This is a genomic window from Dyadobacter sp. 32, assembly GCF_902506755.1.
Classification (GTDB): Bacteria; Bacteroidota; Bacteroidia; order Cytophagales; family Spirosomataceae; genus Dyadobacter.
Genome location: NZ_LR735258.1, coordinates 4,854,260 through 4,879,082, shown reverse-complemented (window position 1 = coordinate 4,879,082; position 24,823 = coordinate 4,854,260). Strand labels below are relative to the sequence as shown.

19 protein-coding genes are annotated in these 24,823 nt (G+C 43.9%); 14 read left to right on the top strand and 5 right to left on the bottom strand.

Annotated features, from left to right (window positions below):
- Nucleotides 1–13 precede the first annotated feature (13 nt).
- The 3 genes from DYADSP32_RS19915 (at nucleotide 14) to mraY (ending at nucleotide 5,040) form a co-directional block, all read left to right on the top strand.
- Entirely contained in the window at nucleotides 14–2,155 is a 2,142-nt protein-coding gene (locus DYADSP32_RS19915) for a penicillin-binding protein (RefSeq protein ID WP_149241116.1), read from the top strand.
- 7 nt (nucleotides 2,156–2,162) lie between these two features.
- Nucleotides 2,163–3,683, top strand: coding sequence for a UDP-N-acetylmuramoyl-L-alanyl-D-glutamate--2,6-diaminopimelate ligase (locus DYADSP32_RS19910; RefSeq protein WP_149241117.1), 1,521 nt, complete (start codon nucleotides 2,163–2,165; stop codon nucleotides 3,681–3,683).
- Nucleotides 3,684–3,828: 145 nt separating this feature from the next.
- The gene (gene mraY, locus DYADSP32_RS19905) at nucleotides 3,829–5,040 is read left to right on the top strand and encodes a phospho-N-acetylmuramoyl-pentapeptide-transferase (protein WP_149241118.1); all 1,212 of its coding nucleotides are present in this window, start codon (nucleotides 3,829–3,831) and stop codon (nucleotides 5,038–5,040) included.
- A gap of 206 nt (nucleotides 5,041–5,246) precedes the next feature.
- On the opposite strand, the gene DYADSP32_RS19900 is transcribed toward mraY, so the two are convergent.
- Nucleotides 5,247–5,822, bottom strand: a complete 576-nt coding sequence (locus tag DYADSP32_RS19900) for a DUF4136 domain-containing protein (RefSeq protein WP_149241119.1) — start codon at nucleotides 5,820–5,822, stop codon at nucleotides 5,247–5,249.
- Nucleotides 5,823–5,907: 85 nt separating this feature from the next.
- The gene (gene aroB / locus DYADSP32_RS19895) at nucleotides 5,908–6,942 is read right to left on the bottom strand and encodes a 3-dehydroquinate synthase (RefSeq protein WP_149241120.1); all 1,035 of its coding nucleotides are present in this window, start codon (nucleotides 6,940–6,942) and stop codon (nucleotides 5,908–5,910) included.
- A 375-nt stretch (nucleotides 6,943–7,317) separates the two neighbouring features.
- Between aroB and DYADSP32_RS19890 the strand changes: the two genes are divergently transcribed.
- The gene (locus tag DYADSP32_RS19890; protein ID WP_149241121.1) at nucleotides 7,318–8,373 is read left to right on the top strand and encodes a VOC family protein; all 1,056 of its coding nucleotides are present in this window, start codon (nucleotides 7,318–7,320) and stop codon (nucleotides 8,371–8,373) included.
- Between the two features lie 93 nt (nucleotides 8,374–8,466).
- On the opposite strand, the gene DYADSP32_RS19885 is transcribed toward DYADSP32_RS19890, so the two are convergent.
- Complete coding sequence (locus DYADSP32_RS19885) at nucleotides 8,467–9,471, bottom strand: 1-acyl-sn-glycerol-3-phosphate acyltransferase (protein WP_414617917.1); 1,005 nt, start codon at nucleotides 9,469–9,471, stop codon at nucleotides 8,467–8,469.
- A gap of 258 nt (nucleotides 9,472–9,729) precedes the next feature.
- On the opposite strand from DYADSP32_RS19885, the gene DYADSP32_RS19880 reads away from it, so the two are divergent.
- The 5 genes from DYADSP32_RS19880 to DYADSP32_RS19860 all read left to right on the top strand — a co-directional run bounded on the left by DYADSP32_RS19880 (nucleotide 9,730) and on the right by DYADSP32_RS19860 (nucleotide 13,568).
- Nucleotides 9,730–10,770 (top strand): hypothetical protein, encoded by a 1,041-nt coding sequence (locus DYADSP32_RS19880; RefSeq protein ID WP_149241123.1) that lies wholly within the window; start codon nucleotides 9,730–9,732, stop codon nucleotides 10,768–10,770.
- Nucleotides 10,771–10,823: 53 nt separating this feature from the next.
- Nucleotides 10,824–11,672 carry a TIGR01459 family HAD-type hydrolase gene (locus DYADSP32_RS19875; RefSeq protein ID WP_149241124.1) on the top strand — a complete coding sequence of 283 codons (849 nt, stop codon included), beginning with the start codon at nucleotides 10,824–10,826 and terminating at the stop codon, nucleotides 11,670–11,672.
- A 52-nt stretch (nucleotides 11,673–11,724) separates the two neighbouring features.
- The gene (locus tag DYADSP32_RS19870) at nucleotides 11,725–12,483 is read left to right on the top strand and encodes a DUF1080 domain-containing protein (RefSeq protein ID WP_149241125.1); all 759 of its coding nucleotides are present in this window, start codon (nucleotides 11,725–11,727) and stop codon (nucleotides 12,481–12,483) included.
- 112 nt (nucleotides 12,484–12,595) lie between these two features.
- Nucleotides 12,596–12,940: a LysR family transcriptional regulator gene (locus tag DYADSP32_RS19865; RefSeq protein WP_149241126.1), complete on the top strand. Its 345-nt coding sequence runs from the start codon at nucleotides 12,596–12,598 to the stop codon at nucleotides 12,938–12,940.
- Nucleotides 12,941–13,103: 163 nt separating this feature from the next.
- On the top strand, nucleotides 13,104–13,568 hold the full coding sequence (locus DYADSP32_RS19860; RefSeq protein ID WP_414617916.1) for a molybdopterin-dependent oxidoreductase: 465 nt from the start codon (nucleotides 13,104–13,106) through the stop codon (nucleotides 13,566–13,568).
- A gap of 43 nt (nucleotides 13,569–13,611) precedes the next feature.
- On the opposite strand, the gene DYADSP32_RS19855 is transcribed toward DYADSP32_RS19860, so the two are convergent.
- Nucleotides 13,612–14,619 carry an N-acetylmuramoyl-L-alanine amidase family protein gene (locus DYADSP32_RS19855; RefSeq protein ID WP_414617915.1) on the bottom strand — a complete coding sequence of 336 codons (1,008 nt, stop codon included), beginning with the start codon at nucleotides 14,617–14,619 and terminating at the stop codon, nucleotides 13,612–13,614.
- Between the two features lie 676 nt (nucleotides 14,620–15,295).
- On the opposite strand from DYADSP32_RS19855, the gene DYADSP32_RS19850 reads away from it, so the two are divergent.
- The 5 genes from DYADSP32_RS19850 (at nucleotide 15,296) to DYADSP32_RS19830 (ending at nucleotide 24,289) form a co-directional block, all read left to right on the top strand.
- Entirely contained in the window at nucleotides 15,296–15,670 is a 375-nt protein-coding gene (locus tag DYADSP32_RS19850) for a hypothetical protein (protein WP_149241129.1), read from the top strand.
- A 691-nt stretch (nucleotides 15,671–16,361) separates the two neighbouring features.
- Nucleotides 16,362–19,904, top strand: a complete 3,543-nt coding sequence (locus DYADSP32_RS19845) for a hypothetical protein (protein ID WP_414617914.1) — start codon at nucleotides 16,362–16,364, stop codon at nucleotides 19,902–19,904.
- Nucleotides 19,905–19,934: 30 nt separating this feature from the next.
- A complete protein-coding gene (locus DYADSP32_RS19840; RefSeq protein ID WP_149241131.1) occupies nucleotides 19,935–20,684 on the top strand; it encodes a T9SS type A sorting domain-containing protein in 750 nt (249 codons plus the stop codon).
- A 26-nt stretch (nucleotides 20,685–20,710) separates the two neighbouring features.
- Nucleotides 20,711–23,980, top strand: a complete 3,270-nt coding sequence (locus tag DYADSP32_RS19835) for a DUF6443 domain-containing protein (RefSeq protein ID WP_149241132.1) — start codon at nucleotides 20,711–20,713, stop codon at nucleotides 23,978–23,980.
- 12 nt (nucleotides 23,981–23,992) lie between these two features.
- Nucleotides 23,993–24,289, top strand: a complete 297-nt coding sequence (locus DYADSP32_RS19830; protein ID WP_149241133.1) for an immunity 53 family protein — start codon at nucleotides 23,993–23,995, stop codon at nucleotides 24,287–24,289.
- Between the two features lie 93 nt (nucleotides 24,290–24,382).
- Here DYADSP32_RS19830 and DYADSP32_RS19825 read toward each other — a convergent pair whose 3' ends face one another.
- Nucleotides 24,383–24,619: a hypothetical protein gene (locus DYADSP32_RS19825; RefSeq protein WP_149241134.1), complete on the bottom strand. Its 237-nt coding sequence runs from the start codon at nucleotides 24,617–24,619 to the stop codon at nucleotides 24,383–24,385.
- Nucleotides 24,620–24,823 lie beyond the last annotated feature (204 nt).

The window sequence follows — 24,823 nt, the reverse complement described above, 5'->3', positions numbered from 1 at the left end:
ACATTACTGAATCATGAAAAATGAAGTAGAGAGTGGGCAAAATAATAAAAAGGCGCTGATTTTTCGTGCCCGGGTGGTTGGCTGGCTTTTGTTCGCGCTGGCCATTATGGTTTTTGCGAAGCTGATTAAAGTACAATATTACAGCCTGTATCAGGGAAAAAGCTGGCAGGAGCATTCATTGAAAAATGATCTGCAGCTTGATACCATTCCCGCCATGAGGGGAAATATCTATTCGTACGACAATAGCCTGCTCGCTACCTCCCTTCCTTACTATTATGTAGGTTTCGATTCCAAAACAGCCGATTCGGCCTACTTCAAGGCAAATATCAACAGGTTTGCCGATTCACTCGCAAACATGTTCGGTGAAAGCTCCTCGCTGGAATACAAAAACAGGATTTTGCGGTCGCGCAACCATAAAACCAGACGTTACCTGAGGCTTAAACCCCGGGAGATAACATTTATGGAAAAGGAAAGGGTAAAAAAATGGCCCTTTTTCACAAAAGATAAAAAAGGTGGTGGCGGAAAGTTTGAAATGATCTACAAACGCTACAAACCGTACAGTCCCATGGCGGACAGGACTATTGGTGGAACCGACCCTAAAAGTGGCAGGGGATATATTGGCATTGAGGCAAGTTTTGACCGGAAGCTGGAAGGACGGGATGGTGTGGGCTGGTTTGAAAAGATTGAGGGCGGGATTAAGATACCCGTTGGCGATGCTTTAAACGTACAGCCCGAGCCAGGCAATGACATTTACACCACCCTGGATATGAAGGTGCAGGACATGGCGGAGATAGCGCTTCGTCGCAAACTTACCGAGATGCAGGCCGATTATGGTTCGGTGGTGGTGATGGAAGTAGCGACCGGGCAGATCCGGGCATTGGCCAATCTCACCAAACGACCCAACGACAAATATGAAGAGGTTTTTAACTATGCGCTCGCAGGCAGCAATGATCCCGGCTCTACTTTCAAGCTTGTAACGATGATGGCCCTTCTGGAGGAGACTCACATGAATCCCGACCACGTGACGGTGAATACAGGAACAGGGGCAATGCGGTTTCGTAAAAATATGATAAGAGATGCCCATAGGGGTGGATTCGGAACCATTACCGCGTCGGAGGTATTGGAGAAATCTTCCAACATCGGCATTGTGATGCTCATGCAAAGATATTTTGCCAACAAGCCCGATAAATACCTGCAATATCTCAAACAGTTCCACCTCACCAGCCCAACCGGGATTCCGATGAAGGGAGAAAAACCTCCCGTGATCCGCGACCGTAGCTCAAAACTATGGAGTGATTACTCGATGTACTACATGGCACACGGCTATGAGATGCAGATGACACCATTACAAACCCTGGCGTTGTATAATGCCGTTGCCAATGATGGTTATTGGGTGCGGCCCATGATCGTACGCGAAATACGTAATGGCGACAAAATAGACAAAATGGAGCCCTATGTGGAAGAAAAACCGATCTGCTCCCCGGAAACGATCCGTAAAGTGAAAAAGATGCTTGAAGGAGTTGTCAATAAGGGGCTGGCAAAGAATATTAAATCTGACCTTTATCTTATTGCAGGTAAAACCGGAACGGCCAGGAAATTGATAAACGGAATATATACGGAAGGGAAAAACTATACCTCCTTCGTGGGTTATTTCCCTGCCGACAAGCCCAAGTATAGCTGCATAGTCATCGTGGATAATCCTAAAAGTACAGGTGCGGATTATACCCGTTATGCGGGAAGTGTGGCTGCACCCGTGTTCAAAGAGTTGGCCGACCGCATATATGCATCGGACATTACCATTCAGAAACCTGTAAAAGACACACTCACCGGAAGCAGAAAAGATGTAAAATGGGCGGGCAAGTCTTCCGACCTGAACATTATCAGCAAGGAACTGGACCTGACGCCCGTTCCGGAAGGTAGTGAGTACATAGGAGGGTCGCTATTTTTGAAAGGCAAAACCAACTGGAAACCACGACGTGTAGATTCCAGGGATGTGCCCGATTTACATGGCATGCCCATGCGAGACGCACTTTATCTTTTGGAAAACAAAGGATATCGAGTCACGTTCAAAGGCGCGGGCAAGGTGGTGGAACAATCCCTACCGCCAGGAACAAACAAAAGCGGTGTCAAAACCATACTTTTAACATTACAGTAGAATCTTCATGGGTAACAATAAACCACTTAGTACCTTGATCCGCGCCGTTTCTCACGCTAAACAGCCCGATTCAAGTGAAATCTTTGTATCCAACTGCATCATTGACGGTCATTCCATAGGGACCGATGAGATTATCATCACGGATATTGTGATGGATTCCCGAAAAATTACTCCCGGCAGTTTGTTTGTTGCTTTAAGGGGTACTCAGACCGATGGGCACAAGTACATGGACCTCGCAGAAAAAATGGGAGCACGGGCCATCTTGTGTGAAGAATTGCCTGTGCAGGCACATGCTCATGTTACTTATGTTGTGGTCGGCAATTCTGCATGGGCCATGGGTTTGATGGCCTCTGCCTTTTACGACCACCCGTCTCAACGACTTACACTGGTGGGTGTTACCGGCACAAACGGGAAAACCTCCGTGGCTACTTTTCTCTTTCAGCTTTTCAGGGCCCTCGGTTACAGATGCGGACTTCTGTCAACGGTTCAAAATCAGATAGAGGATGAGATCATTCCGTCAACCCATACCACCCCCGACTCCATAGCACTGAATGCCCTATTGTCAAAAATGATCAAAAGCGGTTGTTCTCATGTGTTTATGGAGGTGAGCTCTCATGCTGTCGCGCAACACCGCATTACAGGACTTCAGTTTGCCGGTGGTATTTTTACGAACATTACCCACGATCACCTGGATTTTCACAAAACCTTTGATAATTATATCAAAGCCAAAAAGGGTTTTTTCGATCAGTTACCCAAGAGCGCATTTGCACTGGTAAACATTGATGACCGGCGCGGTACCGTGATGGTTCAGAACACCGCAGCCAAAATTGCGACATATTCATTGCAAACCATTGCTTCCTTTCATGGCAAAATTATTTCTGATACGCTCGCCGGTATGCACATGGAGGTGAATCAGCAGGAAGTTTGGTTCCGGGTAATAGGTCGGTTCAATGCCTACAATCTTTTGTCCGTTTACGGAGCGGCGGTGCTGATGGGCGAATCTCCGGAAGCAGTGCTGACCGAACTTTCCAACCTGAAAAGCCCTCCCGGACGATTTGAGCAATTTCACTCCAAAGATAATATTGTAGGAATTGTTGATTACGCACACACGCCCGATGCCTTGGAAAATGTACTGGAAACCATTACCCATCTGCGGCATGGGAATGAAAAAGTGATCACGATCGTGGGGTGTGGCGGGAATCGTGATGCCGAAAAGCGCCCGAAAATGGCTGCAATTGCCTGCAAGTATAGCAACAGAGTGATCCTTACCTCCGACAATCCGCGGAATGAGGACCCCATGGATATTCTGGCCCAGATGCAAAAAGGTGTACCCGCTTTGGATTACAAAAAAACAATAACCATTGCGGATCGCCGGGAGGCCATCTTTGCCGCTTTGTATGAAGCCGAACCGGAAGACATCATTCTTATTGCGGGAAAAGGACATGAGACCTACCAGGAAGTCATGGGTGTGAAACATCATTTTGATGACAAAGAGGTTTTGCAGGAAGCCTTTCAAAGCAGGATATGAATTCCGTAATTCATTTTACCCGCTGCTTCTTTGCTGATTACAGTTCGAAATAATACATTATTTCCCTAGTTAAAAGTTTGACAGACATTTGTACAATCTGCGAAAAGCCGCAACTTTGCAATTGTCTTCCCCAATTCACTCTTGCATGCTCTACTATCTATTCGACTATCTCGACAAGCAATTTAATGTACCAGGTGCTGGTGTATTCCAGTACATATCATTCAGAGCCTTAGGAGCTACTGTTTTATCCCTTTTTATTGCTGCCACTTACGGAAAAACCATCATCAATTTTTTAAGAAAAAAACAGATGGGGGAGTCTATAAGAGACCTGGGACTTGCCGGGCAAATGGAAAAAACAGGCACTCCCACCATGGGTGGCTTCATTATCCTGGCGTCGCTTCTGGTGCCTGTTCTGCTTTTTGCCAAGCTAAGTAATGTATACATTGTACTGTTGATCATCACCGCCATTTGGACGGGATTGATCGGCTTCATAGACGATTATCTCAAGAAATTCAGAAATAACAAAGATGGCCTTGCCGGACGGTTCAAGATTGTAGGCCAGGTGGGTTTGGGACTGATTGTAGGCGTCACACTTTCTTTCAACAATAACGTAAAGATCCGTATCTATGACCAACCTTTGTTGAGCTCCACCTTGGGGGAAGTACAGCGCTATCGGGATGTCGTTCATCCCACCATCACTACAATCCCGCTGTCTAAGAATAATGAGTTCGATTATAAATCGCTTCTTTTCGGACTACCAGAAGAATATACCTGGGTAATATACACCCTCATTGCCATCATTATTATTACGGCCATTTCGAACGGTGCGAATATTACAGATGGAATTGACGGGCTCGCGGCAGGGGTATCAGGAATCATCGCCCTTACGCTGGGTGTGCTGGCTTATCTCTCAGGAAATGCTAAATTCTCTCAGTATCTGAACATCATGTACATCCCTAATTCTGGCGAGCTGGTGATTTTCTGCGCAGCGTTCATTGGGGCCTGTGTCGGGTTTCTGTGGTATAACGCGTATCCAGCGCAGGTATTTATGGGAGATACAGGCAGTCTGATGCTTGGAGGGGTTATCGCCGTGGTGGCGCTGGCCATCCGGAAAGAATGGCTTATTCCTGTTTTGTGTGGCGTATTTATTGCCGAGAACATTTCCGTTATCGCCCAGGTGTCTTATTTCAAGTATACCCGGAAACGATATGGAGAAGGGAAAAGGATCCTGCTGATGGCGCCGCTACATCACCATTATCAGAAAAAAGGTATACATGAAGCAAAAATCGTCACCCGTTTCTGGATCGTGGGAATCATCCTGGCTATTTTTACTTTGGTAACATTGAAACTCCGGTGACAAGTGAGTTTAGGAGAGGAGAGCTCTATCTGGGTCATTAGACCCAAGCCCGCATGTTAATTTCCCGGGCCGGAGTAAGTCTAATACCCATAAGATTTACCAATTGCCAGCATACCGTAAATGGTTCGGAAAACTGATTTCCGAACCATTTGTACAAGGTTTCTAAAAAAAAGTAAACCCCTAATCATCAACACATTTAGCGGGCCTTATCTTCCCACCTGCTCGCCGTATCTGCGCGGATCATAACCTTTTGCAAAAAGAGGATATTGGTCAAAAATACGTCTTACAACACTCCTGTAATGATTGTTGGAGTTTTCAGCACCTTTGAAAATCCCTGACGCGTACCCTCTCCACACAACCTGGTCACTTTCCGCATCAATTAAAGATACAATCAGAGTACCCTTATCCAATGCATACTTGATCGGTTCATATCTGAATCCTTCGTTTTCCGTATCAACCCAGTTTTTAATTACAGGCTGCATATAACCCTGGTAACGGAGGTTATCATAAAATATACCATAGTTTACGAGCAGTGTTGGCTTTTCTGCGGTTAACTTATAGCCTCTAACCTGCATTTGACGACGGATGGCCTCATATATTTCGGTACAAAGATTATTTGTGTCCCGCTCACATTCCAGAAAAGTGTAGGAAGAGTAATCCTTAAAATTTGTTTCATAGCTGTAATCGTGTTCCACAAACACTTTACGACCACTTGAGCAACCAGCTATGACCAATATCAGTAATAAAGCGGCATACGGAGTAATAGACTTTAACATAAGCATTTCATTTTGTCAGGTTATAAAATAGGTATAATAGTATAATTCCAACCTTAAAATCAATAGCTTATGCTCAATCTGTCACCCGAGATCAACCCATATAATAAGCTATTGCCTTACGCATTTCCGAAACGGTAACCGGGATGTCGAATCCGCAGCTTCCGATTCCATTCAATAGAGAAAATCGAATTTCGGCTCCCCTGTTTTTCTTATCCTGGCGCGTCAAGGATATAATGGGCTCTACATCTGCTTCCTTAATCTGCACTTTGCCATAGGTGGCAAAAATGAATTCCTCAATTTCACTTAATGCTTCTGTTCCAATCAATCCCTTTTTCACCGACAGATAGGCTTCCATAATCATTCCTACGGCAATCGCCTCTCCGTGGAACAACCTCTGATTTGACGCTTTGCCTAAAAAATAGGTTTCAACCGCATGCCCAAGTGTATGTCCAAAATTCAAAATCTTCCTCAGTCCCTTCTCTGTTGGATCCTGCTCCACAACATGCTCCTTGATTTTGACAGAATGCGCGATCAGGTCTGCCCACTTTTGATCCTCAAAATCCTTCTGAATTATTTCTTTCCACTTTTTCCCGTCCGCTATCAAACAGTGCTTAATAATTTCTGCAAATCCTGAACGTATTTCCCGCTCCGACAAAGTCTCCAAAAATGCCGGATCTATTAAAACACATTTGGGGATTTGAAATACGCCTAAATGATTCTTAAACCCTTGAAAATCTATACCTAACTTCCCCCCAACACTTGCATCGACCTGAGATAGCAACGTGGTGGGCATTTGAATAAAATCTATTCCCCGTTTGTAAACCGCAGCACAAAACCCACCCATATCACCAATCACTCCGCCGCCAATGTTCACAACCAATGCATGCCTGTCCAGCTCTTCTTCCGTCATTGCTTTCCAGATCAGCTCACAAGTCGCCAGTATTTTGAAGGGCTCACCCGCGTTGATGCTTATTAATTTATGTTTAGGCAAAGCCGGTTTAACCAATGGATAACAATGCCTTTTTGTATTGTTGTCGGCAATTACAAAGACCTTCGAGTAGTTTGTTGATGCTAAAAACTGTACTAAACTCTCCGCTACCGGAGCAATAATTACGGACTGATTCATTCTAAAAAGAAATTGAGACAGAGCTCATTAGATATACGGCGAACAACAACCAAAGGATGCGCCGGCAAAAAAAATAAAATATTATTCTGATAATCCATCTTAAAGATATGAATTATTATGCCTGACGATGTAATTTGTAAGAAAAATTATTATGTGGTTACTCGATCCATCAAGCGTCCCCTCTTCAACGATGGTTCAGTATTCAAAAAATCCAGCCCATAATGGGGTAATCAGGAGCGGAGTAAAAGTAAATAAGTCTAAAAAATCAGACGCTATAATCAGACGTTGTAAGCCAAATTGCGGTTTATTTCGTAAAATTGCCCCCACATTCAGGACCGAATCTTGGCGGTCACATCACTTTTATTTTCTTCTCTAATGAGTTCTCAACTAATATCAGGGATACAGCAGGTTGGCGTAGGTGTTCAAAATGTTCCCGAAGCCTGGCAGTGGTATAGGCGCGTTTTAGGATTTGATGTACCGGTATTCGACGACAAGGCACCTGCTCCACTCATGACACCTTACACCGGTGGTGTAGTACAACAGAGACATGCCGCACTGGCCCTCAATCTCGCCGGAGGCGGAGGATTGGAGATCTGGTCATTCACAAGCAGGGTATCACAACCTGCCAGTTTCAAAATGGAGCTGGGCGACCTGGGTATCAACGCGATCCGGTTTAAAGCACCCGACGTAAAAAAAGCGCACGCCTGGGTAAAAAGCATATCCAAAGAGGCCGTAGGACCGTTGGTTTCCCTCCCTGAAGGCGAAGGATTCTGGGGAAATGACCCTTATGGAAACATCTATCAGATAACCAGCGACACGTCATGGTTTCAGAATACAGGCAAGCCAGTTGGGGGCGTGGCGGGTGTGGTAATAGGCGTTTCTGATATTGATAAATCCATTCCTTTTTACACCAATCTGCTCGAGCCTCTCCATGTCGTGTATGACAAAACGGGCGTGTTTGACGATTTGCCAACCTCTATTTCCGGACAGCGGTACCGCCGGGTTCTGCTCAGAAAAAATTTCAAAGCAGAAGGCGCATTCAGTAAGCTCCTCGGTAATATTCAGATAGAACTGATCCAGGCGCTGGATCGAAAACCCAAGAAATTATTCGAAAACCGGTTCTGGGGCGACTGCGGATTTATTCACCTGTGCTTTGATGCACTGGATCTGGCTACATTGAAAAATAAAATTCAGTCAAAAGGCTATCCGTTTACTGTAGACAGCGAATCATCGTTTGGAATGGAATCTGCCGCAGGACGATTTGCCTATGTAGAAGATCCTGATGGCACGCTTATAGAGTTGGTTGAAACACATAAATTACCCATCCTGAAAAAGATAGGTTGGTTTCTTGATATACAAAAACGGAAACATCAAAAACCCCTTCCCGACTGGATGCTAAAAACGATGGGGCTCAACCGGGTGAAGGACTAACACGTGTGCGTTTCCATTCAATTAACCATGCAAATTTGTATGTCAAAAATCAAATTGCATGGTTAATTGACAAAAGACCCAAAAAAGCAATGCTTAACGAAACCTGTTCCCCATCCAGGCCAATAAGGGAAGCGCAACAAAAAGTGTAAGACCTGCCCAAAATCCAGCGAGAATACCTGCAATAATGGACAGTATCAACACGATTGCGGGATACAGGTATAACAGCAACCCAAAAAGCGCCGAATCGTAGAAAACGGTTTTCGCTGTTATTTTACCTACTTTTTTTGTAAATAAATGATAAAGCGGCCGATGGATTGCCCGGCCGAGCCAGCCGATGGCTTGAAATAACGGGTTCCCTTTGGAGGGAATTGAATTAGGGCCAAAAAATTCATTCATTCTGACTAATCTCTCTGCCTGGGATAGTTCCGGGGATAAAGTCAATATCTCATGGCTCATTCTGTCCTGAAGAATGTCGTTAAATTCCCTCAACCATTTTTCGTACTCCTCCGGGTCGGTGGTCAGATCATTTCGTTTAATAGGTTCTCCGAAGCGAATCGCCACCCGTTTGCCCGTTCCCCGATAATGTTCATAATTCATCCCGGTAGGAATCACCAGCATGTCTTTCAGGCTGTCATCACCAAACCAGGCCTGGTGAGCCATCCTTGCGGTTCCCTTGCCCAACGGGCGGAGCCTCCATTCATTGACACAAACCCCTTCAGAAAACACCACGACCGCGTCGCCTTCTTTCATGGCAGCAAGACTTTCTCTGGTTGTCACATCCAGATTTTTAACATGTTGCCTTCCCTCCGAGCCCCTGAATACGGGAATCAGCTTGATCTGCCGCAGCCAAAATGCCACTGAGGGTTTTCGGAACGCATCGCCGCGGGCAAGTGTATGGATCATCTGATTCAGGCTTGCTCCAATAACAAGCGCATCGAAAAAGGAATCGGGATGGTTGGATGCCAGCAGAAGCGGGCCCTTTCCTGGAACTCTGCCTGGATTAACAACAAAAAGCCGGCGGAGGAAAATAGGTAACGCCAGACGAATTAAAAATCTTGAGAAATAGAAAAACAAAGTAGCTGTGATAAGGTTACACACAAAATTAAAGTAAAACTTTGGAAATCGACTTAGCTGATCCAAGTGCTTTGAACATGGCCATTCGTCTCAGGAAAAAACCCAGGATTTAATTTCCTCAAAAACAATCAAAATCCAGAAGTTTCTTTGGTAAGTTTAATTTAAATCAATAGCACTTACACACCACTACCCTAAGACGAAGTTATTACCTTTGCGAGAATCCGTATCCTGCTCTACAAGGGAAGGATACGGTATTCATCAAAGCCAAATGAAAAATTAATAATGCGTTTAAAAGATTATCCTGCCATCATCCGAAAAGCCTGGGAAGGATTCGATAGTTCGATCGGGGTTAAGTTCGTTGAAGATATCAGTGCAAAAGTTTCGACCAATCACGTTTTTCGTGTGACGTTGGATAATGACGACGTGGTCATATCCAAGCTTTCCTACTTTGGAAAATATGAGCATTTCAAGGAGGACCACCGTATCATCCAGACCCTCGCCAACAACCTGCTTTACCCTTACGAAAACGTACTGGCCAGGTCACTGATGAAAAATAACCAGGTCTACACCTACCGGTATCAGGAAGATTTTGTGGATACCTGGGTGGTTTTTTATAACCCTATCCGGGCTATGAACCGTATGCCACGCCGGCTCGACGATGATCAGATACGCAAGCTGGGAACCGAGGCAGCCAAGTTCCACCTTGCCTGTTTCAGAGCAGGCAAATCCATACCCAAATCCTCCAAAAACCTGCGTACAGATATTCAGCATCTTCTGGATATTCTGGAAACGGATACCGGCCAATATGAGCACCGCGGCTACATTCATATTCTGAAAAAACAGTGTGATATTTTCATGAAAAATATCCAGAGGCTCAATGTGAGTGGTTTCGACCTGATGCCAGTATTTGTGGACTGGAATATCGGCAACTTTTCGGTTACCGAGGATCTGAAGTTTTTCTCCCGATGGGACTACGACTGGTTCAGAGTATCATCCCGGATCATGGATTTCTATTTTTTTAGCCGTGTGGTTTCCAACGTAGGCGACCGGACCGTTTTTAGTTACCTCATGGGCCCATTGATGGAAGAGCGTTTTATGATTTTCCTGGAAGAATATCACAAAGTATACCCGCTTACAGAAAGGGAAATTCATTTTATGAAAGAAGCATACCGTTTTTTCATTCTCAATTACGTGATCAAATACGGGAAATACTTTTTTCACCGATCATACTGTACCAAACTGCAAAAGGAGGCATACGAGCTATACTTCCCTGCAATAGATGGCTTTGATGCAGAAAAGATAATACGTCGCCTGAAAATCTGAGCTTCGTTCGAATCTGCCTGTAATCCTTATATTCACTCCCAGACACCACCACCATGATACTTGACAATTTTAAGTCCGTTTTATCAAAATACGAGGTAATTTTCTTCGATGCATTTGGCGTATTAAAAACCTATAATGGCCTGATACCGGGTATTGAAAATACCTTTGCTTATCTTAATGATACCGGAAAGGACTTCTATGTGGTTACCAACGACGCCTCCCGAAGCCCGGAGCAATTGGCAGAATCATACGTCAGGCTGGGTATCAACGACGTGACACCGGATCGTATTATTTCTTCGGGCATGCTTGCCAGGGAATATCTGGACTTGAAAGTCCGCAGCGGTGTGGTCGCCTATCTGGGGACCGATAATTCGGCTCACTACATTGGCACCTCCGAGATTAAAACGCTCTCCATCAAAGAGCTGGATCTAAACGATGTCAATGATGTAAACGCTCTGGTGTTTCTGGATGATGAAGGCTTTGACTGGAACACGGATCTGACCAAGACGCTGAATTTATTGCGAAAACGCAATATCCCGGTGATTGTGGCCAATACAGATAAAACCTATCCCGCATCCAAAAGCCGCCTTTCAATAGCCGTGGGCGCTTTGGCCAAAATGATTGAAGACACCATTGGCAGGCAATTTATCCGGTTTGGGAAGCCCGATCCACAAATGTTTATTTTTGCATACCAGCATATCAAAAATTACCCCAACGTCGACAAACGTAATATCCTCATGGTAGGAGATACACTGCATACCGACATTTTAGGTGGAAATAAATTCGGCCTGGACACCGCTCTGGTACTCACTGGCAATACACAGGCCGTTGACGCGGAAGTGAGGATACGCAGCACAGGAATCATTCCTACCTATATTTGTGTATCAGCGGTGGTGGAGTAAAACGCCGTGTATTTAACCAAAGAATTTATCCCAAATTTAACCCGCTCACGTCATGGTCAATAACCTTGTATTCAAAAGTCTGCTAGTCGTTGTTCTAACTCTTCCCAAGCCTGTACTAGCAGGTAAGGTCGCAGATGAACGCGTTCAAAAACCAAAATGGGTGACACTTTTTGATGGAAAAGCAATCAAAGGATGGCACAATTACAACAAGGAGGGCCATGAAGGATGGGTGATTGAAAACGGTTCCCTGACCACCAACGGAAATGCCGGAGATCTGGTCACCGACAAAGAATACGAAAACTTTGAGCTGGAGTTCGACTTTAAAATTCCTCCAGGAAGCAATAGCGGCTTGCTTTACAAGGTGGTAGAGCAGCCTGACATCAAACGGACCGTTTTCACAGCACCAGAATATCAGATCATAGACGACAAAGGTTATGTCTTTCGTAACGGAAAAGGGGAGCAGATTCACGTTGATGCAAACGGAGACTCCCTTAAATTACACGATGTTCAGCTTACCGGGGCCAATTATGATATCAACCCGCCATCGGACCCGACCGCAGTAAAAGCCCCTGGTTCCTGGAACAAGGGGCGGATTGTAGTCAACAACAATCACATCCAGCATTACATCAATGGGAAAAAAGTCGTTGACTACATCTATGGTGATGAAAAGTGGCAGGCGATGGTAGCCAAAAGCAAATATGCCGACTGGCCTTACGCCAAAGCACATGCAAAAGGGAAAATCGCATTACAAAGTCATAATGTGAGAGAAAAAGTCTGGTTCCGGAACATCAGGATTAGGGAGCTGGAATAAAATTGCCTGATGACCAGATACTTTCCTGTTTTTTCATCATTCAAAACCATAAGATTATCCCAAGTCCAACAATCGACATGGCAAATTTTTGAAGCCATAAAGACCAACTCCCATGAAAAAGAAAATTGAACTTCATCTTGCACACTGGGTTTTCGTTGACGATGTTAAATTTTTTGGCAAGGGGAGGCTGCAACTTTTGGAACTGATCCAGGAAACAGGCTCCATTTCGAAAGCAGCCAAAGAAATGGGCATGTCCTACAAAAAAGCCTGGCGCATGGTCGACGAGCTAAACACTTTCGGTAAAAGTCCTTATGTTATTGCCTCTAAAGGTGGGATACACGGAGGCGGTACCGAGGTTACTGAAACAGGGAAACAAGTCATGGATGCATATCATCGCCTTGGTGAAAAATTGCAGACCATAATTGAACAGGAAAAGAACCTGCTAGACCTCATTTGATTCCAACTACTTTATTTTGAAAATACAAATTCTTTAAGTGTTTGTTAATTATATTTGCGATATAGCCAGGCGTACATATCGAATAATTCCAAAGATCTATCTCAGAAGTCCAACAAGCATGCCTAACAACCCAAAACCCTTTGTTTCCATATTCACTTTTATAATGTCCTGCATTGTTTCGCTAAACGTGTTCGCACAAAATCAGGGCACTGTGAAAGTAAAAGGTGAAGTCCTTGCTCCTCTGGAACTAAATAAGGAAGATTTCGGATCGTATAAAAAAATAAGCGTTAAAGTGAAGGACCGCGATGCAAAAGTGCATGAATTTGCAGGGGTAGCGCTGATCGAAATTCTTGAAAAAGCAGGTGTGCCCACCGGCAGCAAACTTCGCGGACAAAATCTTGTAAAATACATCCTGATACAAGCTGCAGACGGCTATGAAGTTGTGTACTCCTTACCGGAAATCGACCCAGAATTTACTGATCATATCATTATGCTTGCAACAGAAAAGGATGGGCAACCATTACCTTCTGGTGAAGGACCTTTCAGGATTATTGCACCTAATGACAAAAAACAAGCCCGGTGGATCAGAGAGGTGCAAACCATTAGAATTAATTCGGCGAAGAACTAAATTTTAGAACGAAAAATTGAAAAAGCTGATAAGCCACTATCGCTCATCTCCTTCCCACCGCCACATAATACGCGCTTGCCCGTTGTGCTTCCTGATCCGATTCCTCCAGTTTGCCCATTGATCTCAAAAGCCAGGATCGCCGTTTGTGACATGCAGCGGCCACGTAGGAATCGGGAAATGATCGTGCTGAACGGGTAAAAAAATCATACGCCTTTTGCATGGAGACCGAATCCTTATTTTCCATCATCGCTTCCCCATCCAGAAAATCCTGATACCAGCGCTTAGCTATAGGGGTCATCCGCTCTGCTTCCTGGAAAACTTTAAAGACAGGAATGGCCGGAATAGTCGAATTTTTGGACTTAATTTCAGGAACAGGCTTACTGAAAAATGATTCAAGTGCTGCGGCGTATGCAACTGCCTCATCAAGATTATGAGCCTCCTCTTTCAATTTTTGCTCTTCCGTAGGGTTGGTAAAAAAAGATGCTTCGGCGAGTACCGCGGGAATACCATACGTGTTTCTCAAAACAGAGGCACCCGCTTCCGCAAAAACGGTGAAATCCGAAACCAGAGATACATTCGATACTTTTCTTTTGTATAATGTTTTTATCAGATTTGCTGCCAGCAATTTTCCAAAGGCAACTCCCGCCCTATTCTCCGAGGCATTGCCATGAAAATAAATAATGGGAAAATTGACCGACGAGTCCGCAGTCGCGTTGTGGTGTATCGAGACGAAAATGTCTGCCTTATGATCTATCGCCATTTTGGAACGGGCTGTGAGACTTACAATGGTATCAGAGGTTCGCGTCATGATCACTTTCGCGCCCTTTTCTTCCAGTATTTTTCGTAAAAGTAGTGCTACCCTCAGGTTCACCCATTCTTCCCGCTCACCGGCAGGGCCTACACGGTAATGATCAGTCTGGGAGGTGCCTCCATGCCCGGGATCAATGCAAATCACCTTGCCCCTTATTGATGCTGACGCCGGGTAAGCCATACAAAAGATCAAAAACAGCAGGATTACTAACCTGCCAGGAACCAGCTTTTTCATTTTCATAAGGAAATGGTGTTGTAGGTCTATTAAAATACTTAAAAATGATTATACCTTTCTACAACTTGGGGGTTGAAAGTATGAAATGTTGAATCTTATTTGTGATCTAAATTCAGCCAAAAATATTAAAATCATTCAAATTTAAAATTATTCATAGTAATGGATTAAGTCAGCCTCGTTGGCTAGACTGAGCGGGGGTTACAATTGAATCCTTAATATCCCTATTGGCGTTTCTTAATCACTGAAAAAATGAGTTATATACCAAATTTCAAAAACGAGTAAGTCAACATTAGTCATCGACCTTCTCCTTTCGTTAGAAACAGGCTTCCGCCTTTCTTTTTTTAAAATTATTAAGCAATTTGCTACATTTCAATGATATACTAATGTGGGCATGATATAGAATTACCTTAAATAAAATGCAATAAGCGATTCACTTCAGCTTCCAGCACCAGAAATGGGCCAATTTGATGCGCACAACGAAAGCAAAGTGGAAACACCCGTTCTGAGCGGGCGTTCCTATTTGCTATGTGCGCACGTTCTTGGCCGAACCTCTGGGGCAGGCATGGGAATTAGCCCGCGCTTTTTCATACCTAAACCATTTTTTACTCTTTTTGAAGCTTAACCCACGCTCAACCTATGGATACCATGAAAATGTAATAATCAACAAACATCACACACAGCCATGATTGAATTTCTAACCAACCTTTATCCCACTGTTCGACTAGATCAAGAGCTATCAGATGAATTGAATCACAAGACAACACGCCTCGACGTATTTCAACGCCACCGATTTCTACAGCCGGGCCAGTTGCAGGAAAGCATCTATTTCATTAAGGATGGAGTAATCAGAAGCTATTACTTCAAGCGGGAAACTGAATTTACAAACTGGTTTTTCTCGGTTGGTGATATGATGATACCTTCGACAGATTTCTTCCTTCCAAAAACGGAGTCCACCGTGTACCTTGAAGCCGCAACTAAAATTTCCAAAGTCCTTGAATTAAAAAAAAAGACTTCTTTGATCTCTATGAGAAATATCCAATTTTTAGAATGTTTATAAATGAACTTTACACTGTCTTCAAAAAGAGAAAAGAAGAACATGTGTTCAATTTAAGTGCCCTTGATGCTACTGAACGGTATCTAACATTCTCCAATTCCAATAGGTATATCAACTCAGAGGTTCAAGTGAAACATCTGTCGACATTTTTAGGAATGAATCCTGATACCCTTTCCAAACTACGTAAACCATAAAACGCCATTCTTAAAATAATTACACAACCGGTAAATGTCGGTTACGATTCCGGTATATGCCGGTTGACAATGTGCAAGGCAGCAACCTAAATTTATGCGACGAACAGACACTTACGGCTTTGGTTTTGTTGGATATAATAATTCTACAAATTTAAGTTAGGTGAATTCCTATACCAATGCTCTAAACACTCATCTATGCTGACTCATCTTTACATTTCAAGGAAAATCCGGAAATGGAATCTCTTGCTCTTACAGCAGCATTATTCCTTAGCAATCCCAATCGGGTTTTGTTCCCTGCAACATCCATCTTCTGACACTGTTTAGGTAAATTCTTTGATGTCTTCCTGAATTAATGGCCTTTCAGGTCAAATTATTGGAACGAATCATTTTCGTTCCATGGCGAAGCTTTGTTTTAATCCCGCCTGAATTACATCCGTTTAACCACATTACCATCCATATTATCTATGATCAATCAAAAAAAATGTCAAAATGATTTTCTTATGAAAATTAAGACTCAAAGTCACTCACATTTAAAAAGGCTGCTTTTCGCAGTGCTGTTTTGTTTGGGCTCTAACTTGTCCTTTGCACAGTCGAATGAATCAGTAATACTGCCTTCCCCTCGTTCCAGAGAATTTGAGAAGTTCATTAACTACAAAGTTTCCCTTTACAATGGGCTTGCTGAAACCAATCTCAATTTCTACAACATAGAACTGGATGGAGTAAGCATCCCAATCGGTATTGCCTATCATGCATCCGGAATAAAGTTCGGGCAAATAAGTGGAGATGTCGGGCTGGGATGGCAACTGAATCCCGACTACCGTGTATCCCGGACCGTTTACGGAAGGGTTGACGAAGCTTACACGATGCCAGACATGAACAACGTTTCCGGCGGACTGGCAATCGGCCCTTATCTGAGCAGCGGATTCGCTACTCCCTTCGACAGGGATCTTTATCTTGCAAGGTATATGTACCTAAGCCCCGGAGGTGAAAACCCGCCCATTGCAGCTTCTCAGAATGATTACATGGACAGCCAGTTCGATATGTTTACAATTGGCCTTCCAGGCCAAAATGGCAATTTCATAATTACGGACAGGGCTAATAAGGTATTAACTATGCTCAATAACGCTGCGCTTGGTAAGTTGAACTATTCGTTGAGCAATGGCATAATCAGCGAATTAAATGCCACAGATGGCAATGCGGTGCGCTACAAATTTGGAAAAGCAGATACTGATAATGAAGGGCGACAGGTAAGTGTGAATGGTGTTATGGTTAAATGCAATACGGGATGGATGCTCAGTGAGATTAATACACCGTTTGACAACACAATTGATTTTCAATACCAGACAATCTCAGAAACCAGCGAAGGGTTGCCCTCTTACAGCCGCGAGATACTGGAAGGGCGTTTTGAAAATAGCGTCTCACTTCCTTCTTGTTATGCAACCATTGATAATAACGGGGTTACCTCACTGCCTACTTCTACAAATTATGACAGTAAAATACTCAGCACGATTACCACTCCCAATGAAGTAGTCACTTTTAACAGGAACTTAAATGGAACTGTCAGTTCTATTGTAATCACAAAGCCGGGAGGTGCGCAGATCAAGAAAATAACTTTCGTCTACAGCCAGCCTGCAAGCCGGGTTTTTCTGGATGAAATACATATTTCGGGAACCGGAACTACGGTTGTTGAAAAATACAAATTTGATTATACCACAAAGAATATTTCATTTCGCAATTATGACTGTTTTGGATACAACATTAATAATGCCGGGGGAGGGTCTGATTACGCGAATCAATTTGGACGTTTTGATTTTTCAAGAGTTGATATCGTTGGTCTGGATTGTACAGGCCCGAACGGGGATTATGTGAATTTAATCGGCCTGGATAAAGTATCTTACCCTGCATCGGATGATGGAATGCTAAAAAAACTGACATTCCCAACCGGCGGGACACGGGAATTTTTCTATACCCGAAATGAATATAAGATCAGTGTAAATCCTTTTGTTTTAAGTGGCGGAGGTTTTCGGATATCGGCAATAACAAGCACCGATGGTACCGGCGGGCCTGAGGTAATCCGAAACTATTATTATGGAGATGGAATCAGGATGATAGATCCTTCTATCCCAAGCATGGCCTTAAATCAAAAAGTAGTTTTAGCAAATTTCACGAATGGGGGAATAGACCATATTCGCGCGCTGAAAAGAACCATCCAGAATTCAATTATCAATAGCGAGACCATGGAAGCGGTCAACCAGTCCAATAATGGCTGGTACAATAAGGTGACTGAGGATTACGGAGAAGGGAAGATCGAATACACCTTCGATATACCGTTGCAATATGTTGGCCTGGATGCTTTTCCGACTAACGCAGGTGTTGCATCCATCGCTTTTCCATCAACTTATTTGAACGCTTACCATCTTTGGAATGAGCCTTATCTGAAGGAAGCGATTACATTTAAAGGAACAGGCACCTCCGGATATACGGCCGTGCAAAAGGAAAATTATGAATATTATTTGCCTTCCTTGTCTCCATCAGATGAGTTTGTTGGGCTAAAGATTTCCCCTTTTGCATTGATAAGGACAGGATACAATGTGGGCGTATACACATTTGCTCCTCCTTTTAGCTTATATGATGATTCGGGTTTACAGTCTGTTTTTAACTATGCTACATATACAGTAACCCGTGGAGATGTACAGCTAAAAAAGAAAATCACTACGAATTATGACCCGGCCGGATCTGAGTTGGTGACCTCATCAGAATTTACTTATACATCCTTCAACCTGGTTGCCAGTGAAAAAACAACAAACAGCAAAGCCGAGGTATCTCTATTAAAAAATAAATACCCCTTCAATTATCCTGCCATAACCGGAACCGATAACACTTCGGCTGGAATAAAAAAATTGGCCGAAATTAACGCTGTTAATAAAGTCATTGAGCGAAGTACCTATGTGCAAAACCAGGATGGTTCCAATAACAGACTAGCTTTCTCTTCTTTTCATGCTTATAAACCAACATTGCCTGTCCCTGAAAAAATATTCGAGACAGAGTTTACGGTACCGCTTACCGACTTTGCAGAATCATCGGTTTCAGCGGGAGTAGTTACTAAAGACAGCCGTTACAGAGAACACATGAGCTTTGATCAGTACAATACCAAGGGCAAAATCCTTCAAAGGGGTAAGCCTGGTGATACGAAGGAAGTGTATTTCTGGGGATATAAAGGCCAGTATCCGGTAGCAAAAATAACCGGGAGCGATTATGCCACTGCGAGCGGTTATATAAACCAGACAATCCTGGACAATACAACAGGCTCGTACTCCGATTCGGATATGCGGACGGAGCTAAACAAATTAAGGGCTATACCGAATACGCTGGTTAGTACCTACACCTATTCGCCACTTGTTGGATTGACAAGCATGACTGATCCCGGCGGTAAATCTACCCTTTATGATTATGATAGTTTTAGCAGGTTGGTTACCATTAAAAATGGGGCAGGCCAAGCCAAAGCTTCCTACTGTTACAACTACGCCGGACAAGTAGTGGATTGCCCAACAATTAATCCAACGAGTGTAACAACGCCAGTGCAGCTTGCTTTATTGGTCGGGACGGTACCTCTGCCTGATCTTTCACCTACCCTTGAAATAGATAACCTTTCGTTTCCTGCGGGTGTCTCAAGAGACTTTATCGTCAATCTTTATGAAATTAATAATGTAACAACGACCGGATCAATAAAGCTGCGAATCAGCAAACTGAGTTCATTTAATATTACCTACCCAACCCTCAACGGGACATCACACGTGTTAGGCGGTATTGCCAACGAGAATAGTAACTGGACCTTTACGGAAAATTCAGGTTTCATTACAGCGACATCTAAACCAGGAGTGACTATTGCAGCAAATGGCCAGGCTACTATCGGATTTACCATAGCGCGAAAAAGCGGGACAAGTAATGGAACCCAGAATATCACTGCGGTTATTATTGCGGGCTCCGGTGGAGAAATAAAGACTACAAACAATAGTACAATAACTTCTGTTACAGCAAACTAATATACAATACTTCATGAAAAAGATAACCAAATGCTTATCAATGCTATTTTTTTATTGGCAACACCTTACTGCCGATCCCAGGAAATCAGTATCAATATTTCCGGTGCATCTGCTATTGCACCCGGACAATCGTCTTACCTGCTGGTCAATATCTGTAACGAAGATCCCAATCCTGTTACCATGCCAGCTTACAAATTTGCCTCGCGAATAATGGTTACTCCGGGTGTTGTAATTACGGGTGTTACTAATACAGACGGCTCGGTATTAACTGGATGGGAAACAGCGCATAATTTATCGTCGGACTCGGGCGAAGTTGAATTGTTAAATTCCATCCCACTTCCCAACGCTGAATGTATAGCATTCAATATCATAATAAAGGCAACCCAAACTGTGGATTCGGCAACAATAAAGGCTGAGCTTGTGTTTCCGGAGAAATTGGTAAGTCCCAATAGACCTGACAATGATAGCAGTATTTCCAAAATCGGAATCCAAACCACGCAAACCGCAAGGCTGATGATAGCCACGCCCAATATAGCAAATACATCGGAGGATAATATGCTATTTCCGAATCCCTTCACAGCAGATAAGAAATTGAATGTCAATACATCTGGCTTAGAGAAAATTAAAAGCATAAAGATCTTTGACATTGCGGGCAAGCTATTGCAAAAACCCCAAAAACTCAACCAGATCAATACGGAAAGGTTAGAGCCAGGGACATACTTGGTAACAATTACCTATACCGATGGGACTACTACTACACAGCGGGTTGTGAAGCAATAAATCAATGGACTCTTTAAGATTATAATATGAAACGACTTACTTATTGCATAATAGTTTTTTATACCATACTATCACCCCTTTACGGACAGCAGACCAGTTCCCGCAATTACATCGTTTCCCGCACTTATAAACAGGCCGGTGCGGATGTAAATGACGTAAGCAAAGTGGTAACCCAGGTTCAATACCTGGACGGGCTGGGTCGAATATTACAAAATGTTGCCGTAAAACAGAGCCCGGAAGGCGGCGACATGGTCGAGCCAGTTGCCTTTGATGCGGCAGGGCGGCAGTCCAGGAAATATCTTCCATATGCTGCATTTGAGGACTGGGGCTCCTATCGTGCCGACGGCATTTCCGAAGCTACCAACTGGTATTCTTCCAACTCGGCATTCTTAGACAACAATGATCTTGAAAGGCCCTACACTGACATATACTTTGAAGCGTCTCCGTTGAACCGGGTCTCTGGTATGCGGGCGCCGGGCAATAAAAGCGCCGGTTCCTCGGTACAATACAAGATAAACGGCAGTTCGGATGTGAAGCGATATGACTTTAACGAGACCACCAACACGATTTCACAAAACGGAAATTATCCCGCCGGAACTTTAAAACTTGTTCAGTCAACCGATGAGCAGGGAAAACAGACCAATGAATATCATGACAACCTTGGCCAACTGATTTGTAAAGAGCAGGTTAATGGCACAGAAAGATTATCGACCTATTATGTTTATGATGATTTAAACTTACTCCGTGGTGTTTTGCAGCCCGCATTCCAGGATTCACCTTCGCTGACAGACTTTGCTTTTACCTATGACTATGATGAACGTGGCAGACTGATCGTCAAGAGGATCCCTGGTGCAGGCATAGTGGAAATTGTGTATGACCGGTACGACCGCCCCGTTTACAACAGGGATGCGAATCAGACTGCTCGTGGAGTCTGGGGTTTTACCAAGTATGATGCGCTCAACCGTCCGGTTATGACAGGGGAAATCAGTTCTTCATCCTCCCGCTCTGATCTGGCTGGTACGGTTAACGGTGCTTCGCATCATGAAGACCGAAGTAATGGCACAATACAGGGCTATTCGCTTAACCAGACAGCTCCCGCCTCTGTGACCGAAGCAGACCTTTTGACAATCACCTTTTATGATGATTATGGTTTTTCCAAAGCCGGTCTGGATTATTCCGGTGCTTATTATGGATCAAACTTTGCTAATGTAAAAGGACGACAAAGTGGAAGCCGGGCCAGGATATTACCAGGCAGTGCAGGCACGGGTTCCTGGCTGAGTACGGTGGTTTATTATGATTCGGAATATCGTCCGATCCAGACTGTACGCGAGCTGTATGACCTGGGTGCAACCACAGGTATTGAAAGACTCTCTACCAAATACAAGTATGATCTCGCTCCGGTTGCCTCCGAGCAAAAAACAGAACAGTTATTATCCACGGGTACCAATACCCACGTTGCATATTTTACATACGACCAGGCAGACAGACTACTGGCTGTTTCGGAAAAGGTAATAAACGGAAGCAAAACCAAGCAAGCCTACACGCTGGGGCAACGCTATAACGCGCTGGGTCAGCTACGAAGCAAGTGGCAGCATTCTGATGATGGTGTACTTTTTCGGCACCGAACGGATTATACTAACAACATCCGCGGGTGGATGACGGACGCCAAAACCGTCTATAAACAGACGGTCAATGGAGGTGATCTGCCTTACTACTCGCTTGGGCTGGCCTATGACAATGGTGCTAATTATACCAATGGTAATATTAGCCAGATGCAATGGAGCGGCAAGGATGAATCTGCGTTTACCAAAGGGTTAAGTTTTGCCTATGACGATGTCAACCGGCTGACAGGGTCCGCAGGCCTAAGCGGCTATGGTGATACAGAAAGTGGTATTCTCTATGACAAAAACGGGAATATAATTACCCTGATCCGTGCCGGCGCGGCAATAGACAACCTTGTCTACACCTATGCCAGCAACCGGCTAACCTCCATCAACGATGCCACCGGAAGCAACACCGGTGTAAAGAGTGGTGCGAGCAGCTATGGATACGATGGCAACGGTAACATGACCAGCGATGGGAACCGTGGTGCTGTACTTACCTACAACTACCTGAACTTACCAAAAACAGTAGCCATATCCGGCAAAACGCTGACTTACGATTATGACGCAAGCCGCACCAAACACAAATATGTGGCCGATACCTTAACCGTAAAATATGCCGGAGCTTTTGAGTATAATCAGAACAGTATTTTTAAGCGGCTTTCGATCAGTGACGGACAGGCCGTAATCAGACAGGACAGTATAAGGTTTGATTATTATCTAAAAGATCATCTTGGGAATGTAAGAGTGGTTTTTGATGAAAAAGGTGCTATTTTGCAGAAGAATGATTACTATCCTTTCGGGTTAGAGATTGATAGAACCACGCCTGTTCAGACACCTGCGGCACGTAATGCCATCAACCGTTACACGTTCTTAGGCCGTGAGACCCAACCGGAAACCGGGTATATTGATTTACAAGCCCGCTTTTACGACCCGGCCCTGGGAAGGTTCTTTAGTATAGACCCTGAAACAGAAGGACAGCTCGAATTTTCTCCGTATCATTACTCGTTCAATAACCCGATACGGTTCTCGGATCCGGATGGAAGGTTTCCGGAATGTTGCGGCGGTTTTGGGGATTTCCTGACTGGTTTTGGTAATGCTTTAACTGAGAATATTGCAGGATCTAGTCCGATTAGAGCATCCCCCGGATATATAGAGTCTTATAACAACGGGCGTACTTTCGGACATGCGGTTTCAGCTGTCGGTGGTGCATTTTTTACTGCAAAAGGTGCTGTTGATGTTGGAGCTTCAGGAACTGCATTGGTAGTGTCGGGAGGTACGGCGGCTCCATTGGCTGTGCCTGGCGTTATAGTTGGTGTTGGAGAAATGGCAATAGGTATCAACACCATGAGTAATGCCATTGACAATCTTAGGAATGATAAGGGAAGGGTGAATGCAAGTTCTACTGAAAATACTGGACGGGGTAGCAATCACTTAAAACCAGACCCCAAAGCACAAGGTGACCATAGCACGTTTAGAACTGATCCTAAAACAGGTAAAACAACTAATACGGCAACGTATGCAGAAAATCCTAGAAATCCGAAAACAGGTTTTCAAGAAACTAAGAGGGTTGACGTTTCTGGAAAACCACATATTCATAGTCAAACGAAAGAGCCGATTCCAACACCACACGTAATCGAACCAAAACAAAAGAATCCAAGGCCTGCAAGACCCGATGAATTACCTAGACAATAACAGATCGAAAAAATGAATACATTAGATTGGATACAAGATTGGTATAAAAGCCAATGCGATGGAGATTGGGAGCACCAATATGGGCTCAAAATAACTACAATAGATAATCCTGGGTGGTATGTGGAAATTGACTTAATATATACCAAATTTCAAGATTTAGAGATTGAGAATCAAAATTTTGATAAAACGGAAGATGATTGGTATGGTTTTAGGGTGAAACAAGGCAAATTTGAAGGCTTCGGTGATCCGAACAAATTAGAACATATCATTTTAAAATTTAAGGAGGTAGTAGAATCTAAGTCCTTATAAGCTTAAACTTCAATTCAATCAAACGTCCTCAAAGCATATCCGAACGGATCGTTTTGAGGGCGTTTTATGCTGCTGGTAAACAGGGTTAAATATCTATTGGGCGTAAGCCTTTTTAGTTCTAAAATCACGGATGACCATATCCAAGAAAGTATTGACCACTGAACGGGTCTCACCGGTCAGCTCCTGGATCACTTCAAATTTTCGTACCAGTTCCAAATCCTTCACCGTTGGCACGTCATCGGCCAATAAGCTATCAGCAGAGACCTGCAAGGCATCAGCTGGAGCAATGCTTGTACCCGGTTCGTAACGCGAAAGGCTTTTAAGGTTCAATTAGGTAGCCTCAAATTTAAAGCCCTCAAATCAAATACGGACGGATCGTTTTGACTGGATTAGCCTGAGCAACAGCCATAAAGAAGCAACGACAGCAGCTTACCGCTACAAACTACTGGGGCAGTTGAATCAAAAATGGCTTCATTCTGATAATGCCATAAAATTCAGGCACCGAACGGATTATACTAACAACATCCGCGGGTG